Raw genomic sequence first — 20,262 nt, 5'->3', positions numbered from 1 at the left:
ACGAAGATCGAGACTACCCACCCGGGTAATGACCGTAACCCCTGCTGGAACCTTACTCGATCTTGCTGCCGGCCGGATCGGGCGCCTTGATCGCCCACAGCGGCCAACTTTTCTTCCCCCACAGCCGGTGGACAACGTCTTCGCAGCTCAGAGCGGGTGTCCTCGGTGAAGGAGAGGCTTTCTCCCCAACGTTGTCCACAGGTCGTGCACACAGCTCCCGGCGTGTTTGCACAACTCATCCACAGGGTTATCCACAGGAGGCTTTGCATGCCCTCCGACCCCGCCCGCAAAATGTCATACCCGTCGGTTAGACCCGTCAGTGGGACGGCGAGGCCGGCCGTCGCATCCACGGACGGACGGTTCGTGCGGGGACGAAGAGACGGGGTGGAACCGTGAGCGTGACCGAACTCGGGTCTCACGAACGGGAGTTCGAGCGCACCCCACCCCACGACCTGGCCGCCGAACAGTCGGTGCTCGGCGGCATGCTGCTATCGGCCAACGCCATCGCCGAGGTCGTGGAGATCCTGCGCCCGAGCGACTTCTACCGGCCGGCGCACCAGATCCTCTTCGACACCATCCTGGAGCTGTACGGACGAGGTGAGCCGGCCGACGCCGTCACCGTGGTCGCCGAGCTGACCAGGCGCGGCGAGATCAACCGGGTGGGCGGCGCGCCTTACCTGCACACCTTGATGGCGACCGTGCCGACCGCCGCCAACGCCGCCTACTACGCCAAGATCGTCCGAGAGCGGGCGGTGCTGCGCAAGCTGGTGGAGGTCGGCACCCGGATCGTGCAGCTCGGCTACTCCTCCGACGGCGCCGACGCCGACGAGATCCTCGACCGCGCCCAGGCCGAGGTGCTCGCCATCGCCGACAACCGCAGCGGCGAGGACTACCTGCCGCTCAGCGAGATCATGCCCGGCGCCCTGGACGAGATCGAGGCCATCGGCAGCCGCGGCGGCCAGATGACCGGGGTGCCCACCGGGTTCGCCGACCTGGACGCGCTGACCAACGGCCTGCACCCCGGGCAGATGATCATCATCGCCGCCCGGCCCGCCATCGGGAAGGCGCTCGCCCTGGACACTCCGCTGCCCACCCCGGACGGCTGGACGACCATGGGGCGGGTCAAGGTCGGCGACTACCTGCTGGGAGCGGACGGGAAACCCACCAGGGTCGTCGCCGCGACCGAGGTCATGACCGGCCGCCCCTGCTATGAGGTGGAGTTCTCCGACGGCGAGGTCATCGTCGCCGACGCCTGGCACCAGTGGCTGACCGTCGCCCGCGACGACCGCACGGCCGCGGCGGAACGTTCCGCCGCGGGGCGGGGGGCGTGCGCCCTCGGCGCCCGGGAGGACGCTCACAGGGGTTTGCCCGCGGCACTGCGCCGCGCACCCGAGCGCCGCCCCGCCGCGGCGCTCGGCCTCGGCCCGCACCGAGGGGTGGTGCGCGTCCCGGTCCGGGCCGGTGGGAGGCACGGCCGCGCCGAAGCGGAGCTGGTGCTCATGGACGAGGCCCATCTCTGGTTTCCAGCGCCGGGGGCCGTGTTCTCCCGCTGTGTGTCGGCCCTGACGAGGGACGAACTGCGGCACGGCCGCCGGGCCCCCGGCCGGGTGTCCCGTTCTTCCGTCCGCCGGGGCGGGTCGGTTGCGATCAGGACCACCGAGGAGATCGCCCGGACGCTCCGGGACGCCCAGGGCCGCCCCAATCACGCGGTGACGGTCGCGGCGCCGTTCGACCTGCCGCACGCCGACCTTCCCCTCGACCCGTACCGGCTGGGCGTCCTGCTGAGCCGGCGCCACGCCGGGGACCGCACCCGCCCCGGAAGCCGCGAGCCGTTCGCCCCGGACGGCCGTACCGATCTGCCGGGGTCCCGCCCCGGGCGGCGGGGGGACGCCGGCTCCGTCCCTGGCGTATCCGAGCGGCCCCTAGGGAGGGACCGGGCCGAGGAGGACATCCCTGCCGCTCGCCTGCGCGCCGCTGAGCGGCGGCGTCGCGCGCTGCCGGCCAGCGCCCCGGAGGCGTGCTCCGGCGGCGGCCTGGTCGGTTTCGGGCGGCGGGAACCCGGCCTGCCGGGGGCCTGCCCCGAGCGGCGAGAGAACGCCGCCGATCCCGGTGCGTCCACCCGGCCCTTTGAGAAGGACTGGGTGGAAGAGGGCCGCATCCCTGCCGCCTATCTGCGCGCCGCTGAGCGGCAGCGTCGCGCGCTGCTGGCCGGTCTGCTGGCCGGTGCCCCGGAGGCGGGCTCCGGCGACGGCCTGGCCCGTTTCACGACGGCGAACCGCCCGCTGGCCGAGGACGTCCGGGAACTGGTGATCAGCCTGGGCCACCGGGCCGCGCTGCACAGCCGGGGTGAGGGGGCCGCGCTCCGCCACGTGGTGAGCTTCGCCCCGGCCGCCGCCGAGCCCGGCGGGCCGCGCCGGCCGCAGGTGCGCCGCATCGTGGACGTGCGGCCCGTGCCGAGCGTGCCGGTGCGCTGCGTCCAGGTGGACAACGCCGACCACATGTACCTGGCGGGCCGCTCCTGCGTGCCCACCCACAACTCGACGCTGGCGCTGGACTTCGCCCGGGCGGCCTCGATCAAGCACGGGCTCACCTCGGCGTTCTTCAGCCTGGAGATGGGGCGCAACGAGATCACCATGCGCCTGCTGTCGGCCGAGGCGCGGGTGGCGCTGCACGCCATGCGCTCGGGCACCATGCAGGACGAGGACTGGACGCGCCTGGCCCGCCGGATGAGCGAGGTGGCCGAGGCCCCCTTGTTCATCGACGACTCGCCGAACATGACGATGATGGAGATCCGGGCCAAGTGCCGCCGCCTCAAGCAGCAGCACGACCTGCGCCTGGTCATCATCGACTACCTGCAGCTGATGACCTCCAACAAGCGGGTGGAGAGCCGCCAGGTGGAGGTGTCGGAGTTCTCCCGCTCCCTGAAGCTGCTGGCCAAGGAGCTGCAGGTCCCGGTGGTCGCGCTGTCCCAGCTCAACCGCGGCCCCGAGCAGCGCACCGACAAAAAACCGATGATCTCCGACCTGCGCGAGTCGGGGTCCATCGAGCAGGACGCGGACGTGGTGATCCTGCTGCACCGCGAGGACGCCTACGAGAAGGAGTCCCCGCGGGCCGGCGAGGCCGACCTGATCGTGGCCAAGCACCGCAACGGCCCCACCGCCACCGTGACCGTCGCCTTCCAGGGCCACTACAGCCGCTTCGTCGACATGGCCCAGTGAGATGGAAAGCGAGGCGGAAAACGAACGGGCCCCGGCCTGACGATGCAGGCGGGGCCCGTTCGGACAGCGGTGGTGGTGGGATTTGAACCCACGGATGAGTTGCCCCATCACACGCTTTCGAGGCGTGCGCCCTCGGCCGCTAGGCGACACCACCGTCGCGAAGCCTACCCGACTCTGCGGCGAGCGATGAAATCCTTATCGGGTTCTGCGGCGGGCGAAGAACTCCGTCAGCACGGCTCCGCACTCGTCGGCGAGGACTTCGGCGATGACCTCCGGCCGGTGGTTGAGACGACGATCACGTACCACGTCCCACAGGGAGCCCACGGCGCCGGCCTTCGGGTCGACGGCGCCGTAGACGATGCGGTCCACCCGCGCCAGCACGGCGGCGCCCGCGCACATGGTGCACGGCTCCAGGGTGACGACGAGGGTGCAGCCTTCCAGCCGCCAGCTCCCCAGCCGGGCCGCGGCCGAGCGCAGCGCCACGACCTCGGCGTGCGCGGTGGGGTCGGCGGTCTGCTCCCGCTCGTTGCGCCCGGTGGCGATGACCCGGCCGCCGGAGTCCAAGATGACGGCGCCCACCGGGACGTCCCCGCTCTCCATGGCGAGGCGGGCCTGGTCGAGCGCCAGCCGCATCGGCGGGGCGAACTCGGCGAGGATGGGGTCGCGTGCCTTAGAAGGCTGTGCCGGAGTGGGTGCGTGCATGGGGTCGCTCGTCGAGAGATCCGGGCGGGTGAACACCGATCGTAGGGGCGCAGGCGCCGCGTCCCGGAGGGGTCAGGCCCGCAGGTTGTCGAAATCGTCGCCGAAGCCGGCCTGTTCGGCGATCTCCAGCAGGGCGTCCGCGGGCAGCGCCCGCTCGGCGAGCTCGCCGAGCCGCTCGGCGGACACCCCCAGATCCGCCAGCAGGCCCGCCTCGCCGCCCGCCTCGCCCTCGGCGACCTCCCCGATCAGCTGGGAGAACAGCGCCGCCACTCCCTCGTCGCGGGCGGCCGACAAAAAGGCCCGCACCTCGCCTTCGTCGTCGAGCCGGGCGACGGCGAACCACTCGTCGTCCGCCTCGGCCAGCAGCAGCACCGGATCGCCCAGCGCCTCCATGGCGGCCTCGCGCATCAGGTCGGCGAGATCGTCGACGCCGGTCACCTCCTCCAGGGTGGTCTCGTCGCCGATCCAGCCCTGCGGGGTTCGCGCGAAGACCGCAGCGAAGTACGACATCCATTCATTCTGACCCCTCCTCTCAGAAAGAGGGAGGGCCCCGGCTCCCACCGTCCGGTGACGTTCTCCCAGCGCAGAAGGAGGACTTCACGCGGGGCGGGAGCCGGGATCACCCCAGGGTGTCCAGGGCCCGGTCGAACGCCTGGCCGAAGCCGAGGCGTTTGGCGATGTCGGCCAGCATCTCGTCGGGGTAGCGGTCCAGGTCCCCGGAGATGGCGCCGAGCTCCATCTCATCCAGCCCCAGGTCGACGAAGATGGACATGTCGCCGACCGGCAGCACCTGGTCCAGCTCCTCGTCCTCGGGGACGGGGATGTCCAGGTACTCCAGGACTTGCCGGGCCAGCGGCCAGTCCACCGAGGCCGTCACATCCGACAGGAACAGCATCACCTCATCGCCCAGCACCCGGATGGCGACGAAGAAGTCGTCGCCGACCGCGACCAGCCCGATGGTGCCGCCTATGCTGGGCTGTTGGCGTAGGGCATGGATCAGTCCATGCAGATCCCGGGTGAGAGCAACCGGGAGAACTTCGGCTTCCCAGCAGTCGTCTTCGCGATACACCACGACGGCGAAATCCGTCGCGTCAATATCCGTCATCATCACCCCACCGGCGCGGTACCTGCCTCGGCATGTTCGCAGATGCTGCACGCGCATGCGCACCCACCGGCAAAACTTGCAGGAAAGCACAGGTTCCGCGTGACGAACGGCACTCGGCCCGTGTATGCGGGCCCCCGCCCGCATGCACGGCGGTGAACGCGTCCGGCTCTGCGGCGGTCGCGGTGGACGCGTCGGCGCGGGCGGACGGGACCGGGCGGAGGCGGACGGACCCACCGGACTTTTCCGGCACGGGGTCTTGGGGCGCCGCAGACGGAGGCCTCGACGGTGCCCGGTGCTGCGACCTCCCACGTCACGGCGTCGTCTCCGACTGCGGGCCGGCGAAGACGGGGTGCTGCAGAAGGCTCAGTGCAGCCGGAAGGTCCGGCGGCGCAGGACGGCATGGATACGGGCCCGGCGGGAACGGTGCGGCGTCACCCGCCGCCGCAGCTCTCGGGCCTCGGCCAGCTCACGCAGGAAGACGGCACGCCTGCGCAGTCGATCCCGCACCTCCTCGGGGGTCGGCTCCTCATTGCGCTCTGTGCTCATTCTCTGGTCATTCCCCGGTCAACCTCCTCCATACCGTGCATATCACCCCCGATGTGTGCGGGGGATACCGTGATCCCCATGAAGATCCTGGCCGTCGACCATCCGCTGGTCGCCCACAAGCTGACCGTGCTGCGGGACGTGAACACCGACTCGCCGACGTTCCGCCGGTTGGCCGAGGAACTCGTCATGCTGCTGGCCTATGAGGCCACCCGGGACGTGCGGGTGGCCGAGACCACCGTGCGGACCCCGCTGGCGGACGCCCCGGGCGTGCAGCTGGCCGGGCCCAAGCCGCTGGTGGTGCCGATCCTGCGGGCCGGGCTGGGCATGCTGGACGGGATGACCCGGCTGCTGCCCACCGCCGAGGTCGGTTTCCTCGGCATGGTCAGGGACGAGGGCACCCTGCTGGCCGAGACCTACGCCACCCGGCTGCCGGAGGACCTGTCGGGGCGGCAGTGCTATGTGCTGGACCCGATGCTGGCCACCGGCGGCACCCTGGCCGCCGCCGTCAAGCTGCTGCTGGGGCGCGGCGCCACCGATGTGACGGCGGTGTGCCTGCTGGCCGCCCCGGAGGGCCTGAAACATCTGGAGGAGGCGTTCGCCGGCACTCAGGTGCCGCTTCGGGTGGTCACCGCGGCGATCGACTCGCACCTGAATGAGAAGGGATTCATCGTGCCGGGATTGGGCGACGCCGGGGATCGGCTGTACGGAGTGGTGTGATTCTGCGGCCGCATGGGCCGTTGCCGAGCCTCTGAAAATGGTTTGGTCCGTCTATCGGACGGGTTGGGGCGGCGTTCGATCTTCCATCCTCGCGTCATGACTGTGGCCGGTCCTGGTGTCCACGGCGGCGACGGGCTTTCGCCGCAAGGCCGCCGCGGGCAATAGTCGATTACGGAGCGTTGTTTTTCGCTCTTCTCCGTCATCAAAGCGAGCGGAGAACCGGACGGCGTGAGCGAGGTGCTGGGATCGGCATGACTTACCACAACGACGGCGACCTGCCCGGTTACCGGGAAGTCGGCGAGCGGCTGGCCAAAGAGTTCACCGGAGTCCACGACGCGGCCACCGTGACGCGGTGCGTCACGGCCGCCCGGCACGGCGCCCAGGACGTCACCGGCTCGGCGCCCCCCGATTTGGTGGAGCGGATCGCCCGCAAGCATCTGCAGGTCCTGGCCATCGTGGCCGCCGAGAAGAAGCGCCAGGTCGCCACGGGCGCCACCGCCGACCTTGGGGCCGGTGAAGGACCCGCCCAAAGCCAGGGGTAACGCCGCCTGGGAAAAGCGAGGTGAACCGCTCGGGCGAGTGTCTTTGCCGTGGGTGGCCGCTGATGTAAGACTGACTTGGGGTCAGTGGGTCACCGTGCTCGGGGAGGCAGTTGTGCCCACCAGGAAAAGCGCCACGGGGGCTGATGCGGTCTTTGCGGCCTTCCGTTCCGTGACAGCGGCCGATGCACAGACCGGCTCGCCGGTCCCGTCCGGGAACGGTGCGGCATGAGGCTCGTCACACCCGGTGACTCGGCGCCGGCCTCGGTCAACAAGTATCTGCTGCCCCACGAAAGCCAGGTCATCACCGTGCGGCGGCACCCGGCCGTGCTGATGACGCCGGTGGGCCTGGTGCTGGGCGGGTTGATCGTCGCCGGGGTGCTCAGCAACGTCGTCGGCGAGGGCCAGTCGCTGAACTGGATCTGGTGGGGCTGGCTGCTGCTGCTCGGCTGGTTCGTGTGGAAGGTGGCCGAGTGGTCGGTGGACTACTTCGTGATCACCAATGAGCGGATGATCCACACCAGCGGGCTGATCACCCGCAAGGTCGGCATGATGCCGCTGGGCAAGGTGACCGACATGAGCTTTGAGCGGTCGCTGATGGGGCGGCTGCTGGGCTATGGGGCGTTCGTGCTGGAGTCGGCCGGCCAGGACCAGGCGCTGAGCACGGTGGACTACCTGCCCTATCCCGAGCAGCTCTACTTGGAGGTCTGCGAGATGATCTTCCCCAACAAGAACGCCTCCGCCGACGACTGACCGGCGCGCGGTGCGGCGGGTGAGCCGGATGGGAGCGGTGGGAGGCTTGGGGAAAGAGGTCGCCAATGCGGCCGAACGGCAATCTTGTCGCTGTTGCTTGGGTTACTCTCGATGTGCGGCAGCCTGCAACATGCAATCATGTCGGCACCCCTGCCTCCTGATTACTTCCGCTAAGTGAGTTCACATGCCGGGTCCAGGCAACGTCGGCGAACGAGTCCGCAACCTGCGGCTGACCAGACGCATGTCGCAAGCTCAGCTCGCCGGCCATGATCTTTCCGACAGCTACATCTCGCTGATCGAGTCGGGCAAGCGCACTCCCACGCCCGCGGTGCTGCGGCTGCTGGCCGAGCGCCTGGGCTGCACCGCCGAGTATCTGGCCGAGGGCATCGAGCCGGAACAGCGCGCCCATCTGGAAGTCCGGGAACGGTACGCCCGGCTGGCCCTGAACGCCGGTGACGCCCCCGCCGCGCTGGCCGGGTTCGACGAGGTGATCTCCGGCAGCGACGATCCGGAGCTGACCGTGCGGGCCCGCTGGGGCCGCGCCCAGGCCCTGGAGGCGCTGGGGCGCCTGGAGGAGGCCATCGCCATCTTCGAGGAGCTGCGCGAGCAGGCCGAACGGGACCCCGGCCGCAGCAGCGCGCTGCCCGCCCTGGTGGCGCTGGCCCGCTGCTACCACGCCGTCGGCGACCTGGGGCAGGCCATCACGCTGGGCGAGCGGGTGCTGGCCCGGCTGCAGGAGCTGGGACTGACCGTCGGGGAGGAGCACACCGAGGTCGGCCGGGTGCTGCTGCTGGCCTACGTCGACCGTTCCGACCCCGAACGCGCCCACCGGCTGGGCCGCGAGGTGCTGGCCATCGGCTCCCCCGCCGAGGTGTCGCTGACCGACGCCTACCGGCGGGCCAGCGTGCAGGCGCTGGAGCGGGGCGCGGTCGGCGACGCCCTCCACCTGGCCGAACAGGCGCTGGCCGCCCAGGACGAGGGCGCCCGCGCCCGCGCGCAGGCCCGGCTGCACGTGGCCGCCGCCCGGGCGCTGCTGCGCGGCGTGCCGCCGTTCGGGGACGCGCCGCACCCGGCGGCCGAGGCGATGGAGCTGCTCCGCGGCGCCGTCCGGGACCTGCACGGGGCGGAGGCGGTCGACTGCGCCATCGAGACCGCGCGGGCGCTGGTGCTGCTCGGCGAGCCCGACAAGGCCATCGAGGCGGTGGAACGGGAGCTGGCCGCCGAGGCGGGCGCCACCTCGGCCGCATCCGCGCAGTCGAACGGCCGGGTCGAGCCCGGTCACGGGGAAGACGACCGGGCGCAGAGCCGTCCCGCCGACATCGGGGCCGGGGCGCGCGCCCTGCAGCTCATCCAGGCCAGGCTGATCATCGCCCGGGCCAGGCTGGCGCAGGACGCCCGGGAGGCCGCGCTGGAGGTGCTGCGGGACGTCGCCGGGCGGCTGGAGCGGCTGGACCGCACCGGCCGGGAACGCCCGGTCGCCCACCTGCTGCGGGAGCTCGGCGAGCTGTTCGAGGCCGCCGGAGACGCCGGCGGGGCCACCACCGCCTACCGCCGGGCCCTGGAGGCGGCCGGACTGCGTCCCTCCTTTCGCCACCAGCCGGTCCTCAACGGGGAGGTGACCTCCGACGCCGGCCTGTCCACCGCCTGAGCCGGCCGTCCGGTCAGCCCGCGGTGACCAGGGCGACGCCCGCGACCGCGACGACCAGGCCCAGGTGCTGCACGGCCCGTAGGCGTTCGCTGTAGACCAGCCTGGCGAGCAGCACGGTGATCGCCGGATAGAGCGAGGTGAGGACCGCCACCAGGCTGAGCAGGCCCCGGCCGGCGGCCACGAAGTACAGGGCGTTGGCCAGGGCGTCCAGCACGCCGGAGAAGGCGGCCAGGGCGAGCGTCGAGCCGGTCATGCCCCAGGGCAGCCGGCGTTCCCGGGCGCCGGCGAGCGCTGCCGGCCCGCCGGTGTGCCCGAGCTCCTGGCGGGGGCGTGTCCTTGCGGCCTTCTCCCGTTTCGAGGCGGGCGGTTCGCCGGGCTGCGGATCCGCCCCCGGCGGGGAGCCGAACGCGCGGGCGCGGTGGATCCGGCGGGCGGCGACCGCGGCGAGGACGACGCACAGACCCGCCAGGCGGGCCGCCGTCGTCGGCCACAGCCCGCCTCCGTCGCCCGCCCGGTGCAGCAGGACGAAGAACATCCCGAAGGCCGCCCCGGACAGCAGGCCCAGGGCGGGGCCGCTGCCGGCCATCCGCCGCAGCCCGGCCGGCCCGGAGGCGGGGGAGGTGGGCCGAGCGGCCGGCTGCGCGGACTGTTCCATGCTGACCAGGCCGATGGCGATCACGCACAGCACGACGCCGGCCAGCACCGCGGGATCCAGATGTTCCCCGTGAAACGTCCCCACGATGACCGGCAGCACCGCCGCGGCCAGCGCCGAGACCGGGGCCACCACGCTCATCGGCCCTTGGGCCAGCGCGCGGTAGAAGGCGATCAGGCCGGCGCCCCCGGCCAGCCCGGCGGCCGAGCCCCACAGCAGGCCCGGCCGGGTGGGCGCCTCGCCGGCCGCCAGCGAGGCGGCCACCAGGCACACGATCCCCGCCGGGAAGCTGATCAGCAGCACCCGCAGCACGGCGAGCCGGCGGGAGGCCGCCCCGCCCATGAAGTCGGCGACGCCGTAGGCGATCGCGGCGGACAGGGCGAGCAGGGTCACCATCAGGCCGCCCCGATCAGCCTGGTGCGGATCCGCACCCCGGGGGTGATCGTGCGCAGCCGGCCGGCCAGGTCGTCGGCGGCCTCCTGCAGCCGCTGCAGCGGGTAGGGCTCCAGCCGTTCCAGCAGGAACAGCGCGTTTTGCGTGGTCTCGGTGATGTGGGTGCGCACGCACTGCCGCCAGTTCCAGCGTCGGCAGGTGACCCCCAGGTCGTCCCGCCAGACCACCTCGCCGGGCTCGGGGTGCTCCACCACGGGCTCGCCGCCCGCCCTGGTCTCGAAGTCCTCATCGCCTTGCGCCCGCACCAGCCGGGCCGTGCCCCGGTAGGCGTCGAGGTCCTCGCCGCCGATGGGCAGCGCGTACTCCACGCTCACCGCGTTGTAGGCGTCCACGACCCGGTTGATGGCCGGCAGCCGGTCGGCTCTGCGCAGCAGCGCGTCCACGGAGGGACGGGTGCGCTGCGGCTTGGCGCCGAAATCGCGGTAGGCGTCCCGCCAGGCGAGCACATGGGGGTCCTCCCCGGCCCGGGCCTGCGCGGCCTCGGCGGCGCGCCGTCCCGCCGTGCGCAGCCAGGCGGTCGAGGTGTCGTCGCTGGCGGCGTTGACCAGCCCTTCGGCCGTCATGGCCAGCACGACGAAGTCCGGCCGCAGCTTCTGGACGGCCTCCTCGATCCAGATCTCCGCAAGCATCCGCCCGCTCCTTCGAACTCCCGGTTCCCGGTCATAGTAATGACATGTACGGTTTATCAAAACGACCGACAGCGGGGGCGGCCCCGCCCCTGGGCCGTGCGCGGCCGGGGCGCCTAAAGTGCGGCCTTGTGCGCCGCGTCCCCCCGCAGGCCCGCCGGCCGGGCCGGCGGGTGCGCGGAGTTGCGGGACGAACCGAGGCATGCGGCGAGGAGGAGCGGTGCTTCAGGACGCGCCGAAGGTGAGCGGGAGCGGGCGGTGAACGACCAGTCGACGATCGGTGCGGCCGTGGCGCGGACCGTGCGCTCGCTGCGGGCCGGGCACGGCTGGAGCCTGGACCAGCTGGCCGTGCGCGCCGGGGTGAGCAAAGGCGTGCTGGTCGCCTTGGAGCAGGGCCGGGGCAACCCCAACCTCGGCACCCTCATCCGCATCTCGCAGGCGCTCGGGGTGCCGCTCACCCGCCTGGTCCAGGTGGAGGAGGAACCGGCGGTGCGGGTGTTCCCGCCCGAGCGGCAGGTGGTGCTCTGGCGCGGCCCGGACGGCGGGAGCGGCGTCCTGCTGGCCGGCAGCGAGGCCCGTCCCTCGGTGGAGCTGTGGCGCTGGGAGCTGCGTCCCGGCGAGCCCCGGCACAGCGACCCGCACGCCCCGGGCACCCGCGAGATCCTCTACGTGGAGGAGGGCACGCTCACCGTGACCGTGGACGGGCAGTCCCACCCGGTCGAGGCCGGCAGCGCCGCCCTCTTCGCCGGCGACCGCCCCCACTCCTACTCCAACGAGGGCACGACCGTCTGCCGGTTCGTGCTGACCGTGCTCGACCTGTAGAGCGCCGGAATCCGGGTGGGACGGCCGTCCCGGTGCGGCTGAAGGGCGCCCGTCCCTCACAGCGGAGGAACCGCCTGGAACGACTTCAATGCGTTCAATCGTTGTCACGGTGTGGAGTCGCATATCGGAAACCCGGTCGTGAACGATGACCCCGGCCGATGACCTTTCGCCGCGTCCGGATCGGCCGCCCGCCGACCGGTGGCCGGGCGAGGTCGAGGGCGTCGCGATGTTCCTGGCCGGGGCCGGCGGAGAGCGCCTTCCCGCGGATCGGCGGGCCTCCCCATGGCGGCTGCCGCCACCGCTGCCCGCCGGAAGGCCGTGCGTCCTGTTAGACGTGGCCGCCGCCTCCCCCGAGGAGGTGTGGGTGGTCGGCCGGACCCATGGCCGTCCCCTGGCCGCCTGCTGGAACGGCGCGTCCTGGACGATGCCCTTAGCGCCCCCTCCGGCCGCCGCGCTGATCGGGGCGGGCCTGGAAGGCGTGACCGTCGTGCGCGCCGTCTCCGGTGACGGCGATCCGGCCCCCGGCATGAGCCGTTTCGCCGGGGAAGAGGGACGGGAGGCCTCGCCGCACCCCGGCGGCCCGGCCGAGGTGATCGCAGTGGGAGGCGCCTACGACCGGTTGATCGGCACCGAGATTCCGCTGATCTGGCAGTGGGACGGCGCCGAGTGGACCCAGGTGCCCGCGCCCGTCCTGCCGGACGGCTCCCTGAGCGGGCGACGGGGCCCTGCCGGCGAAGACCGCGATACCGCCGAAGATTACGTGCTGACCGACGTCGCGACGGTCGGCTCCGCCGAAGTGTGGGCGGTCGGGCACGGCTTCCCCGCCCGGGGCGGCGGGCCGGTGGCCCTGCGCCGGCGTGACGGCCGCTGGCGGCCGGTCGCCGGGCTGCCCCGCGTCGCCCAGGGCAAGCTCCTGGCGGTCGGCGGCACCTCGCCGCAGGACGTGTGGGCCGTCGGCGCCGCGGACCGGACCGGGCTGGTCGTCCACTACGACGGCGGCTCCTGGCGGCGGATGCGGGTGCCCGTCACGCGTTTCCCGCTCACCGACGTGGCCGCCGTGGCGCCCGACGATGTGTGGTGCGCCGGCGGCGATGCCGTGTTGCGCTGGAACGGCCGCAGGTGGTTCCGTGTCGAGGTCCCGGTCGCGTCCGCCAACACCGTGACCGCGCTGTCGGCCACGGACGTGTGGGTGGGCGGTGCCCGGGGGGACCTGGCCCATTACGACGGGCACCGCTGGGTCTGCGTGGCCGCCCCGGAGGACCTGCACGATACGGCCGTCTGGTGCGCTTCCACCGCCGGACGCCCCCATCGCGGCGGCATGCCCACCGCCGTCTGGATGGTCGGATCCCGGCGCCTGAACCGGCCCAGGGCCGCGCCCCGGCACTGCAGATTCACCAGTTGGTCCGGCAAGGGCTGAGCGCCCTGCGTCAGCGGACCTTTGGCAACACGTGGCCCGAGGCGCCGGGAGCCTGCTGCTGTGGCGTTCCAGGTCACGGCATCGTCCCCGACTGAGACGTCCCACCTCGACCCGCGGAGACGGCGTGCAGAAAAGACCCGGCGGCCTTGGGGCCGGCTGCGACGGTGTCGGGGCGCAGCGCTCTGACCGATGCGCAAGACCGGTGAACCTTTGCAACGCGCCGTTTCCGCAGCCCAGGACGGAGATATCGCAGCCGGGAAGGAGGACGTCACCTGCGATGGCCCGGTACCGCGCGCATCCGAGGCTCCCGCCTCAGGCACCGGAGAGCACGTGTTGAAAGAGGTTCAGTGAACGCCCGGCCGATTGCGGAGGGAGCCGGGGCGGTCAGCGGGCGTCCAGGTCCAGGACCCGGGCGTGCAGGACGAGCCGCTGGTGGAGGGCGGCGCGCAGCGCCCGGTGCAGCCCGTCCTCCAGGTAGAACTCACCCCGCCAGTGCACGACGTGCGGGAAGAGGTCCCCGTAGAACGTGGAGTCCCGGGACAGCAGCGACTGCAGGTCCAGTTCTCGCTTGGTCGTGATCAGCTGATCCAGCCGGACCTGGCGGGGCGGTATCTTCGCCCAGTCCCGAGACCCCAGACCATGGTCGGGGTAGGGACGTCCGTCACCGACAGCCTTGAAGATCACCCCACGAGTCTACGGGGTCCGACCCGACCCCAAGAAGTGTAGAACTTGCAGCTCAGGGCAGTGATGATCGTGGGTAAATGACTTACCGGACGGCCTTTGCCGCCGTGAGGAAGAAGCGAAGAACGATCCCCGCTGAACTCCGGGCATAGCGCGCCCCTTGAGGCCTTCCCGCTCTGGGAGTCCGAATCGGGCGTTATGTGGCGTTGAGGTTTTCTCGGTGAACCGGTGCCGTCCTGCCCGTGCCCCGGGGCGTGTCGTCGCAGGCCACAGCGTCGCCCCGAACTTCGTTGCGGCATGCGCGATCTGCGAGAAGACCCGGTTCGGAACCCGCGCAAAGCGCCCGGCGGGCACCGCCCAGCAGAACCGGCGCGGACCGCTCACGGGCACGGCGGCCGCCGCCGCGCCACCTGCCGCTGTGAGCCGTGGAATCCCGTGAGCGACCGCGCGCCGGGCGAAAAGGCCCTGCCGCGGGGATGAGGGCCGTTCAGGGGGGGTGCCGGTCATGCGGCCAGGCCGATGGCGTGCTTGGCGGCTGTGAGGGTCGAGGAGGCGAGCCCGGCGGCCCGTTCGGCGCCCCGGCGCAGCACGGCTCCGGCTCCGCCCGGTCGGCGGCCAGTTCGGCATGGCGGGCCTGCAGGGGCTCCAGCAGGGTGATCACGGCGTCTGCGACGTCTCGCTTGAGGGCGCTGTAGGACGAGTAGTGTTCCGCCGGCGCCTGCAAGGTCCCCTTCGCCGAGACAGCCGCCGAGGATCTCCAGCAGCGCCGTCTGCCGGGTGAGGGCGCGCAGCCGCGCCGGGTCGTGCTCGACGGTCAGGGCGTGCAGATCGACCACCGAGAAGATGCACAGGCCGGTGTGCTGGACGGCCACGAAGTGCCGCAGGGCGCCCGGGTAGTTGCCGAGGGTCAGCCGCCCGCTGGGTTTGATGCCGGAGAAGATGACGCGCCGCCGGTGCCGTGTCATGGGTCCGCTCCCTGCGGGTCGGACGTGCCGCCCGGCGGGATCGGCCCACGGACACTTCGGCCGCCCTGACGGGGGCGGCCTGTCTGCGTCAGCCTGCTGCGCGCACGTTCGGGAAGACCGGCCCACCACGCATGGATCCGTGCACGCACGCAAGGGAGCGTGTCCGCCGCGCGAACGCCCGGACAAGAACCCCGGAGGAGGACTCGGCGGCGTCCCGCCGCGGCCGAAGGGGGCACAGGACGCGTGTAGGCCGGCACCCCGTGGGGTGCCGGCCTACACGTTCTGCCTGTTCAGGCGTGGCGGAGGATGCGAGATTCGAACTCGCGAGGCGTTGCCACCAACACGCTTTCCAAGCGTGCGCCCTAGGCCGCTAGGCGAATCCTCCACGGCAAAGCCTACCTGGTTTCGAGCACAGACCTGACATCAATTACGGAAGTGAGCGGCAAGGGCTGGTAGACGTGGGGAAACGTGTCGTCCCCGACCCTCTCGTAGCGGACGTCCAGGCCGGTGGGGTCGATCACCAGCAGCACGAGATCCTCCGGCGCCGCGTCGCGGTAGTACCGGTGCACCACCCCGGCGATCTGCTCTTCGGAGCCGCAGCAGTGGATGAAGCCCTCTTCGGCGAAGGTGCGGCCCCTGGTCGACCCCTCGTAGGGGCCGCCTTCGGCCCGGGCGGCGTCCCACACGGCGCGATCGGCGATATGGAAGATCTCACCCATGGGCCGCCAGCGTAACCACCTCCCGAAAAGCCGCGCCCAGCGCCCGTTCCCGGTGGATTCGCCGGCGGGGGAGCCGGATGAGGGACGGGAGTGGTGCCCAGGGGGAGGCCGGATGACATAGACTCAGGGGTGACCCCTCGCATGGCGTCATCCTGTGAACCTCCCCAGGGCCGGAAGGCAGCAAGGATAAGCAGGCTCTGGCGGGTGTGCGGGGGGTCCTTTCTCTCTCACTGGACGGACCCCCGATGAGCCTGGCTCTGTACCGCAAGTACCGGCCAGCGACGTTCGCCGAGCTGAAGGGGCAGGAGCACGTCGCCGAGCCCTTGCAGCAGGCACTGCGCAACGGCCGCATCAACCACGCCTACCTGTTCAGCGGCCCGCGGGGTTGCGGCAAGACCTCCAGTGCCCGGATCCTGGCCCGCTCGCTCAACTGCGAGCAGGGCCCCACTCCCGACCCGTGCGGCAAGTGCGAATCGTGTGTGGCGCTCGGCCCCGGCGGCAGCGGCCACATCGACGTCATCGAGATCGACGCCGCCTCGCACGGGGGCATCGACGACGCTCGTGACCTGCGGGAACGGGCCTTCTTCGCCCCGGTGTCCGCGCGCTTTAAGGTCTACATCATCGACGAGGCGCACATGGTCACCACCGGCGGCTTCAACGCGCTGCTGAAGCTGGTGGAGGAGCCGCCGCCGCACCTGAAGTTCGTCTTCGCCACCACCGAGCCCGACAAGGTCATCGGGACCATCCGGTCGCGGACCCACCACTACCCGTTCCGGCTGCTGCCGCCGGGGACGCTGCGGGAGCTGGTGGAGGAGGTCCTCCAGAGCGAGGGAGTGCCGTACGAGCCGGCCGCGCTGCCGCTGGTGGTGCGGGCCGGGGCGGGCTCGGCCCGCGACACCCTGTCGATCCTGGACCAGCTGGTGGCCGGCGCCGACGAGTCCGGCATCACCTACGCGCGGGCGGTGTCGCTGTTGGGCTACACCGACTCGGCGCTGCTGAACGAGGTGGTGGACGCGTTCGCGGCCCGCGACGGGGCCGCGGTGTTCGCCGCGATCGACCGGGTGATCGAAAGCGGCCAGGACCCCCGCCGGTTCGCCACGGACCTGCTGGAACGGGTCCGCGACCTGGTGATCTTGGCGAACGTCCCGGAGGCGGGCTCCACCGGACTGCTGGATGTGCCGCCCGACGAGTTGGAGCAGATGCAGCGCCAGGCGTCTGCCATGGGCGCGGCGACGCTGTCGCGGGCGGCGGACCTGCTGCACGCCGGGCTGCGGGAGATGCGCGGGGCGACCTCGCCGCGCCTGGCACTGGAGCTGGTGTGCGCCCGGATCCTGCTGCCGGCCGCCTACCAGGACGAAAGGTCCCTGCTGGCCCGCGTGGAGCAGCTGGAACAGCGGATCGCCCAGGGCGATATCGGCACGGCGGTCACAGGCGGAGCTTCCCCTGCAACCGGTGCGCCGGCCCCGAGCGCCCCTGCGCCGCAAGGGCTGGCCGCGCCTGCTGCCGCACCCGCATGGCCGTCCGCCGAATCGGCGAGCCGGCAAGCTCCTTCCGCATACCCGACTGCTCCTTCCCGACCGCCTGCGCCAGAACCCCCCGCCCAAGGACCGTCCAACCAGAGCGCTGGGGCCTCCCCGGCCCCGGTACAGGCCGTGCCCGCTGCCCCGCGTCCCGGCGGAGCGGGCTGGGGGGCCGCTGCCACCCCCAGTGTGGGTGGCGGGATCCCGGCACCGGGAGCCGAAAACCGTTCTGTGGATAACCGGTGGGGCGCGCCCTCCCCGCCCGCACCGGCGTCGAGCAACGCCCCGGCAGGTGGCGGCCCGGATGTGGCGGCGGTCCGGCAGGCGTGGCCGAACATCGTCGAGGCCGTCAAGAAAAAGAGCAAGGTCGCCTGGACGTCGATCATGTCCGGGGTCCAGCCGGTCTCCCTGGAAGGCAACCTGCTCACCCTCGCCTTCGAGGTCCCCGGCGCCCGCACCAACTTCGTCAACGGCCGCCGGGACACCGTGCTGCGCGAGGTCTTCCGGGAGTTCTTCGGGGTGGACTGGCGAATCGACACCGTGCTGGCCGGTGCCGCCCCGGCCGCCCGCCAGGCGGCGCCCGTGTCACCGGCCCCGTTCACCCGCCCGGCCCCGGCCGCGCCGGCGGCTCCACCCGCTGCGGCGCCCGCGCCCACCCGGCCCGAACCGGTGGCCGGCCCGCCCCAGCCTCCGCCGCCCCCTCCGCCGCCGGACGAGCCGCCTCCGCCCCCGCCCAGCGCACCGTTCGACGAGGTCGATGAGGTCGATCCGGAAGGCGACGCCGACGCCGATGCCGAGGCGGCGCTCACCGGGATGGAGTTGATCAAGCGCGAGCTCGGCGGCCAGATCATCCGCGAGATCGACAACTCCTGATCTGCGGCGGGGTTCTCGAGCCCGTCCCTTTGGGCCGCTGACGCCCCCGGACGAATCTCGTGCCCGGGCCCAAGGCCGCGGTTACGCTGCGGCCCGTGGAGTCTTCGCGGGCATGGGCGGCCGCCGCCATCGCTCGAGTGGAGCAGGACACGGTCGTCACGCCGTTGCGGGAAGTGCCGCTGCCTCCCGAGTGGGGGATCGGGCTGTATCTGAAGGACGAGTCGGCACAGCCCTCGGGCAGCGTCAAGCACAGGCTGCTGGGAGCGGCGTTCGTCCACGCCCTGGCGGCGGGGCAGATCGCCGAGGGGGACACGGTGGTGATGGCCTCGGCGGGACCGGCCGCCAAGGCGGGGGCGTATTTCGCTCGCCTGCTGGGGCTGGATTTCATCGCGGTCGTTCCCCGATCGACCCGGCCCGAGAAGATCGCCGAGATCGAGGCCGCCGGCGGACGCTGCCATCCCCACCACCCGCCCGTCGCGATCTACCGGGAGGCCCGGCGGCTGGCCGCCGACATCGGCGGCCACTACCTGGACCACTTCGCGGTCGCGGCCCACGTCATCGACTGGCGCGGCGAGGCGGGCAACATCGCCGCGGAGATCCTCCGGGGGTGTGCGCGTCCGCCGGAGTGGATCGTGACGGGGGCCGGGACCGGCGCGACGTCCGCGACGATCGGGCGTCATCTGCGCTACCACGGCCACCGGACCCGCCTGGCGGTGGCCGACCCGGAGAACTCCGCGTACTTCCCCGGGTGGGTCAGTGGCGCGTCCGACTACGCCACCGGCATGCCCTCGCGCATCGAGGGCATCGGCCGGCCGCGCATGGAGCCCGGCTTCCTGCCGTCCGTGGTCGATCTGGTCGTGCCGGTCCCGGACGCGGCCGCCGCCGGGGCGCTGGCCCACCTGCGGTCGTTGACCGGGATCACCGCCGGAGGCTCCACCGGAACCTGCCTGTGGGCCGCCTGGCGGCTGATCGACAAGATGCGGACCGAGGGCAGGACGGGCGATGTCGTCGTGGTCATGGGCGACGCCGGCAGGGCCCCCGCCCTGGACGGCACCGCCTATGCGGAGGCCATCGACCGTTTCCTGGCCACCGGCGTCCTTGTCGTCCCCTCATGACCGGTACAGAACGCGCACTGCGGGAAATGCCTGATCTGTGAGGTTCAGGGTGCCCCTGGGGCGGGGAGGGAAGCTCTGGAGAGACCGGGTAGTGCTTTCCGGAGGGCCGGGCGGGCTGTGTCAGGGATTACTTGCATACGACCGGGTGCGGCCCGGAGCCGCCGCTGACCGAGCGATATTGTGAATCGAGTGAGCGCGAGAGACACCGATTGGGACGGCGTCCGGCTGCACGTCGTCACCGGCAAGGGCGGCGTCGGCAAGACGACCGTGGCGGCCGCGCTCGCGCTGGCGCTGGCCGCGGGCGGACGCAACGTCCTGTTGGTGGAGGTCGAGGGCCGCCAGGGCATCGCCCAGCTCTTCGACTGCCCGCCGCTGCCGTACGAGGAGCGCAAGGTCGCCATCGCCCCGGACGGGGGCGATGTGTACGCCCTGGCGGTGGACACCGAAGAGGCGCTCATCGAGTACCTGGAGATGTTCTACAACCTCAAGCGCGCCGGGAAGGCGATGAGCCGCCTTGGCGTGGTCGACTTCGTCACCACGATCGCCCCGGGCCTGCGCGATGTCATCTTGACCGGCAAGACGAGCGAGGCCGTGCGCCGCAAGCGGCCCGACGGCTCGTTCGTCTACGACGCGGTGGTGATGGACGCCCCGCCGACCGGGCGGATCACCAAGTTCCTCAACGTCAGCGAGGAGGTCTCCGGGCTGGCCAAGGTCGGGCCGGTGCGCAACCACGCCGACATGGTGATGCGGGTGGTGCGCAGCCCCGAGACGGCGGTGCACTTTGTGACGCTCCTGGAGGAGATGCCGGTCCAGGAGACCCTGGACGGCATCCAGGAGCTGAAGGACGTGGGGCTGCCGGTGGGCGGCGTCATCATCAACATGGAGCACCCGCCGATGCTGGACGCCGAAGCGCTGGCCGCGGCCGCGGCCGGGCGGCTGGACGCCGACGAGATCGTCCGCGGGCTCAAGGCCGCCGGGCTGGAGCACGACGCCGAGCAGATCGCCCGCGTCCTGGCCGCCGAGGCCGCCGACCACGCCAGGCGCACGGCGCTGCAGGCGCGCGAGAAGGAGCGGCTGGCCGCGCTGCCGCACCCCAAGTACGTGCTGCCGCTGCTGCCGGACGGAGTGGACCTGGCCGGGCTGTACGACCTGGCCGACGCCCTCCGCGAGCAGGGGGCGGCCTGACCCCGT

The 20,262-nt window shown here is 72.1% G+C and carries 19 protein-coding genes, 2 tRNA genes and 1 other RNA gene; 11 read left to right on the top strand and 11 right to left on the bottom strand.

Translation table 11 applies throughout. The features are described 5' to 3' along the window. Positions 1-392: 392 nt before the first annotated feature. Entirely contained in the window at positions 393-3,218 is a 2,826-nt protein-coding gene (gene dnaB, locus BUE48_RS24200; protein WP_286991124.1) for a replicative DNA helicase, read from the top strand. Positions 3,219-3,285: 67 nt separating this feature from the next. Here dnaB and BUE48_RS24195 read toward each other — a convergent pair. From BUE48_RS24195 to BUE48_RS24175, 5 genes are all read right to left on the bottom strand, one after another. Continuing rightward, positions 3,286-3,372, bottom strand: a tRNA-Ser gene (locus BUE48_RS24195). Positions 3,373-3,413: 41 nt separating this feature from the next. Then, positions 3,414-3,851 (bottom strand): tRNA adenosine(34) deaminase TadA, encoded by a 438-nt coding sequence (tadA, locus tag BUE48_RS24190; RefSeq protein WP_041440391.1) that lies wholly within the window; start codon positions 3,849-3,851, stop codon positions 3,414-3,416. A 141-nt stretch (positions 3,852-3,992) separates the two neighbouring features. Next, on the bottom strand, positions 3,993-4,430 hold the full coding sequence (locus tag BUE48_RS24185) for a tRNA adenosine deaminase-associated protein (RefSeq protein ID WP_012855237.1): 438 nt from the start codon (positions 4,428-4,430) through the stop codon (positions 3,993-3,995). 109 nt (positions 4,431-4,539) lie between these two features. Further along, the gene (locus tag BUE48_RS24180) at positions 4,540-5,025 is read right to left on the bottom strand and encodes a tRNA adenosine deaminase-associated protein (RefSeq protein WP_083790033.1); all 486 of its coding nucleotides are present in this window, start codon (positions 5,023-5,025) and stop codon (positions 4,540-4,542) included. Positions 5,026-5,388: 363 nt separating this feature from the next. Then, positions 5,389-5,571 carry a hypothetical protein gene (locus tag BUE48_RS24175; RefSeq protein WP_286991123.1) on the bottom strand — a complete coding sequence of 61 codons (183 nt, stop codon included), beginning with the start codon at positions 5,569-5,571 and terminating at the stop codon, positions 5,389-5,391. Between the two features lie 78 nt (positions 5,572-5,649). Here BUE48_RS24175 and upp point away from each other — a divergent pair, with 78 nt between their 5' ends. The 4 genes from upp (at position 5,650) to BUE48_RS24155 (ending at position 9,228) form a co-directional block, all read left to right on the top strand. Continuing rightward, entirely contained in the window at positions 5,650-6,288 is a 639-nt protein-coding gene (upp, locus tag BUE48_RS24170) for a uracil phosphoribosyltransferase (RefSeq protein WP_041440390.1), read from the top strand. 251 nt (positions 6,289-6,539) lie between these two features. Continuing rightward, entirely contained in the window at positions 6,540-6,830 is a 291-nt protein-coding gene (locus BUE48_RS24165) for a hypothetical protein (RefSeq protein ID WP_012855233.1), read from the top strand. A gap of 225 nt (positions 6,831-7,055) precedes the next feature. Further along, complete coding sequence (locus BUE48_RS24160) at positions 7,056-7,580, top strand: PH domain-containing protein (RefSeq protein ID WP_012855232.1); 525 nt, start codon at positions 7,056-7,058, stop codon at positions 7,578-7,580. 184 nt (positions 7,581-7,764) lie between these two features. Next, positions 7,765-9,228: a helix-turn-helix transcriptional regulator gene (locus tag BUE48_RS24155; protein ID WP_012855231.1), complete on the top strand. Its 1,464-nt coding sequence runs from the start codon at positions 7,765-7,767 to the stop codon at positions 9,226-9,228. Between the two features lie 13 nt (positions 9,229-9,241). On the opposite strand, the gene BUE48_RS24150 is transcribed toward BUE48_RS24155, so the two are convergent. Together BUE48_RS24150 and BUE48_RS24145 are read right to left on the bottom strand one after the other, a co-directional pair. After that, positions 9,242-10,276 carry an EamA family transporter gene (locus tag BUE48_RS24150; RefSeq protein WP_286991122.1) on the bottom strand — a complete coding sequence of 345 codons (1,035 nt, stop codon included), beginning with the start codon at positions 10,274-10,276 and terminating at the stop codon, positions 9,242-9,244. Beyond that, positions 10,276-10,962 carry a B3/B4 domain-containing protein gene (locus tag BUE48_RS24145; protein ID WP_012855229.1) on the bottom strand — a complete coding sequence of 229 codons (687 nt, stop codon included), beginning with the start codon at positions 10,960-10,962 and terminating at the stop codon, positions 10,276-10,278. The genes BUE48_RS24150 and BUE48_RS24145 overlap by 1 nt, the downstream gene beginning before the upstream one ends. A 255-nt stretch (positions 10,963-11,217) precedes the next feature. Between BUE48_RS24145 and BUE48_RS24140 the strand changes: the two genes are divergently transcribed. Further along, positions 11,218-11,781: a helix-turn-helix domain-containing protein gene (locus tag BUE48_RS24140; RefSeq protein WP_012855228.1), complete on the top strand. Its 564-nt coding sequence runs from the start codon at positions 11,218-11,220 to the stop codon at positions 11,779-11,781. A gap of 145 nt (positions 11,782-11,926) precedes the next feature. Then, positions 11,927-13,198, top strand: a complete 1,272-nt coding sequence (locus tag BUE48_RS24135; protein WP_286991121.1) for a beta propeller repeat protein — start codon at positions 11,927-11,929, stop codon at positions 13,196-13,198. Positions 13,199-13,582: 384 nt separating this feature from the next. Here the strand turns inward: BUE48_RS24135 and BUE48_RS24130 are convergent, their stop codons facing one another. From BUE48_RS24130 to BUE48_RS24115, 4 genes are all read right to left on the bottom strand, one after another. Beyond that, on the bottom strand, positions 13,583-13,882 hold the full coding sequence (locus tag BUE48_RS24130; RefSeq protein ID WP_012855226.1) for a type II toxin-antitoxin system VapB family antitoxin: 300 nt from the start codon (positions 13,880-13,882) through the stop codon (positions 13,583-13,585). Positions 13,883-14,382: 500 nt separating this feature from the next. After that, positions 14,383-14,844, bottom strand: a complete 462-nt coding sequence (locus BUE48_RS24125; RefSeq protein ID WP_286991120.1) for a hypothetical protein — start codon at positions 14,842-14,844, stop codon at positions 14,383-14,385. 297 nt (positions 14,845-15,141) lie between these two features. Beyond that, positions 15,142-15,229 (bottom strand) — tRNA-Ser (locus BUE48_RS24120). Between the two features lie 10 nt (positions 15,230-15,239). Further along, complete coding sequence (locus BUE48_RS24115) at positions 15,240-15,563, bottom strand: DUF952 domain-containing protein (RefSeq protein ID WP_012855224.1); 324 nt, start codon at positions 15,561-15,563, stop codon at positions 15,240-15,242. A gap of 128 nt (positions 15,564-15,691) precedes the next feature. Here BUE48_RS24115 and ffs point away from each other — a divergent pair. The 4 genes from ffs (at position 15,692) to bagA (ending at position 20,256) form a co-directional block, all read left to right on the top strand. Further along, positions 15,692-15,787, top strand: an RNA gene (gene ffs, locus BUE48_RS24110) — signal recognition particle sRNA small type. A 21-nt stretch (positions 15,788-15,808) separates the two neighbouring features. Further along, a complete protein-coding gene (locus BUE48_RS24105) occupies positions 15,809-17,956 on the top strand; it encodes a DNA polymerase III subunit gamma and tau (protein ID WP_286991119.1) in 2,148 nt (715 codons plus the stop codon). Positions 17,957-18,051: 95 nt separating this feature from the next. Then, a complete protein-coding gene (locus BUE48_RS24100) occupies positions 18,052-19,071 on the top strand; it encodes a pyridoxal-phosphate dependent enzyme (RefSeq protein WP_286991118.1) in 1,020 nt (339 codons plus the stop codon). Between the two features lie 189 nt (positions 19,072-19,260). Beyond that, positions 19,261-20,256 (top strand): ATPase BagA, encoded by a 996-nt coding sequence (bagA, locus tag BUE48_RS24095; RefSeq protein WP_286991117.1) that lies wholly within the window; start codon positions 19,261-19,263, stop codon positions 20,254-20,256. Positions 20,257-20,262: the final 6 nt, after the last annotated feature.

It is taken from the genome of Thermomonospora sp. CIF 1, assembly GCF_001896795.1.
GTDB classification, from domain to species: Bacteria; Actinomycetota; Actinomycetes; order Streptosporangiales; family Streptosporangiaceae; genus Thermomonospora; species Thermomonospora curvata.
This window is presented reverse-complemented; position numbering and strand designations above follow the sequence as displayed.

Coding starts and splice junctions, on each gene's coding strand:
- tadA (WP_041440391.1), bottom strand. CDS start 3,851: ATGCGGCTGGCGCTCGACCAGGCCCGCCTCGCCATGGAGAGCGGGGAC.
- BUE48_RS24185 (WP_012855237.1), bottom strand. CDS start 4,430: ATGTCGTACTTCGCTGCGGTCTTCGCGCGAACCCCGCAGGGCTGGATC.
- BUE48_RS24180 (WP_083790033.1), bottom strand. CDS start 5,025: ATGACGGATATTGACGCGACGGATTTCGCCGTCGTGGTGTATCGCGAA.
- BUE48_RS24175 (WP_286991123.1), bottom strand. CDS start 5,571: ATGAGCACAGAGCGCAATGAGGAGCCGACCCCCGAGGAGGTGCGGGAT.
- upp (WP_041440390.1), top strand. CDS start 5,650: ATGAAGATCCTGGCCGTCGACCATCCGCTGGTCGCCCACAAGCTGACC.
- BUE48_RS24165 (WP_012855233.1), top strand. CDS start 6,540: ATGACTTACCACAACGACGGCGACCTGCCCGGTTACCGGGAAGTCGGC.
- BUE48_RS24160 (WP_012855232.1), top strand. CDS start 7,056: ATGAGGCTCGTCACACCCGGTGACTCGGCGCCGGCCTCGGTCAACAAG.
- BUE48_RS24155 (WP_012855231.1), top strand. CDS start 7,765: ATGCCGGGTCCAGGCAACGTCGGCGAACGAGTCCGCAACCTGCGGCTG.
- BUE48_RS24150 (WP_286991122.1), bottom strand. CDS start 10,276: ATGGTGACCCTGCTCGCCCTGTCCGCCGCGATCGCCTACGGCGTCGCC.
- BUE48_RS24145 (WP_012855229.1), bottom strand. CDS start 10,962: ATGCTTGCGGAGATCTGGATCGAGGAGGCCGTCCAGAAGCTGCGGCCG.
- BUE48_RS24135 (WP_286991121.1), top strand. CDS start 11,927: ATGACCCCGGCCGATGACCTTTCGCCGCGTCCGGATCGGCCGCCCGCC.
- BUE48_RS24125 (WP_286991120.1), bottom strand. CDS start 14,844: ATGACACGGCACCGGCGGCGCGTCATCTTCTCCGGCATCAAACCCAGC.
- BUE48_RS24115 (WP_012855224.1), bottom strand. CDS start 15,563: ATGGGTGAGATCTTCCATATCGCCGATCGCGCCGTGTGGGACGCCGCC.
- BUE48_RS24105 (WP_286991119.1), top strand. CDS start 15,809: ATGAGCCTGGCTCTGTACCGCAAGTACCGGCCAGCGACGTTCGCCGAG.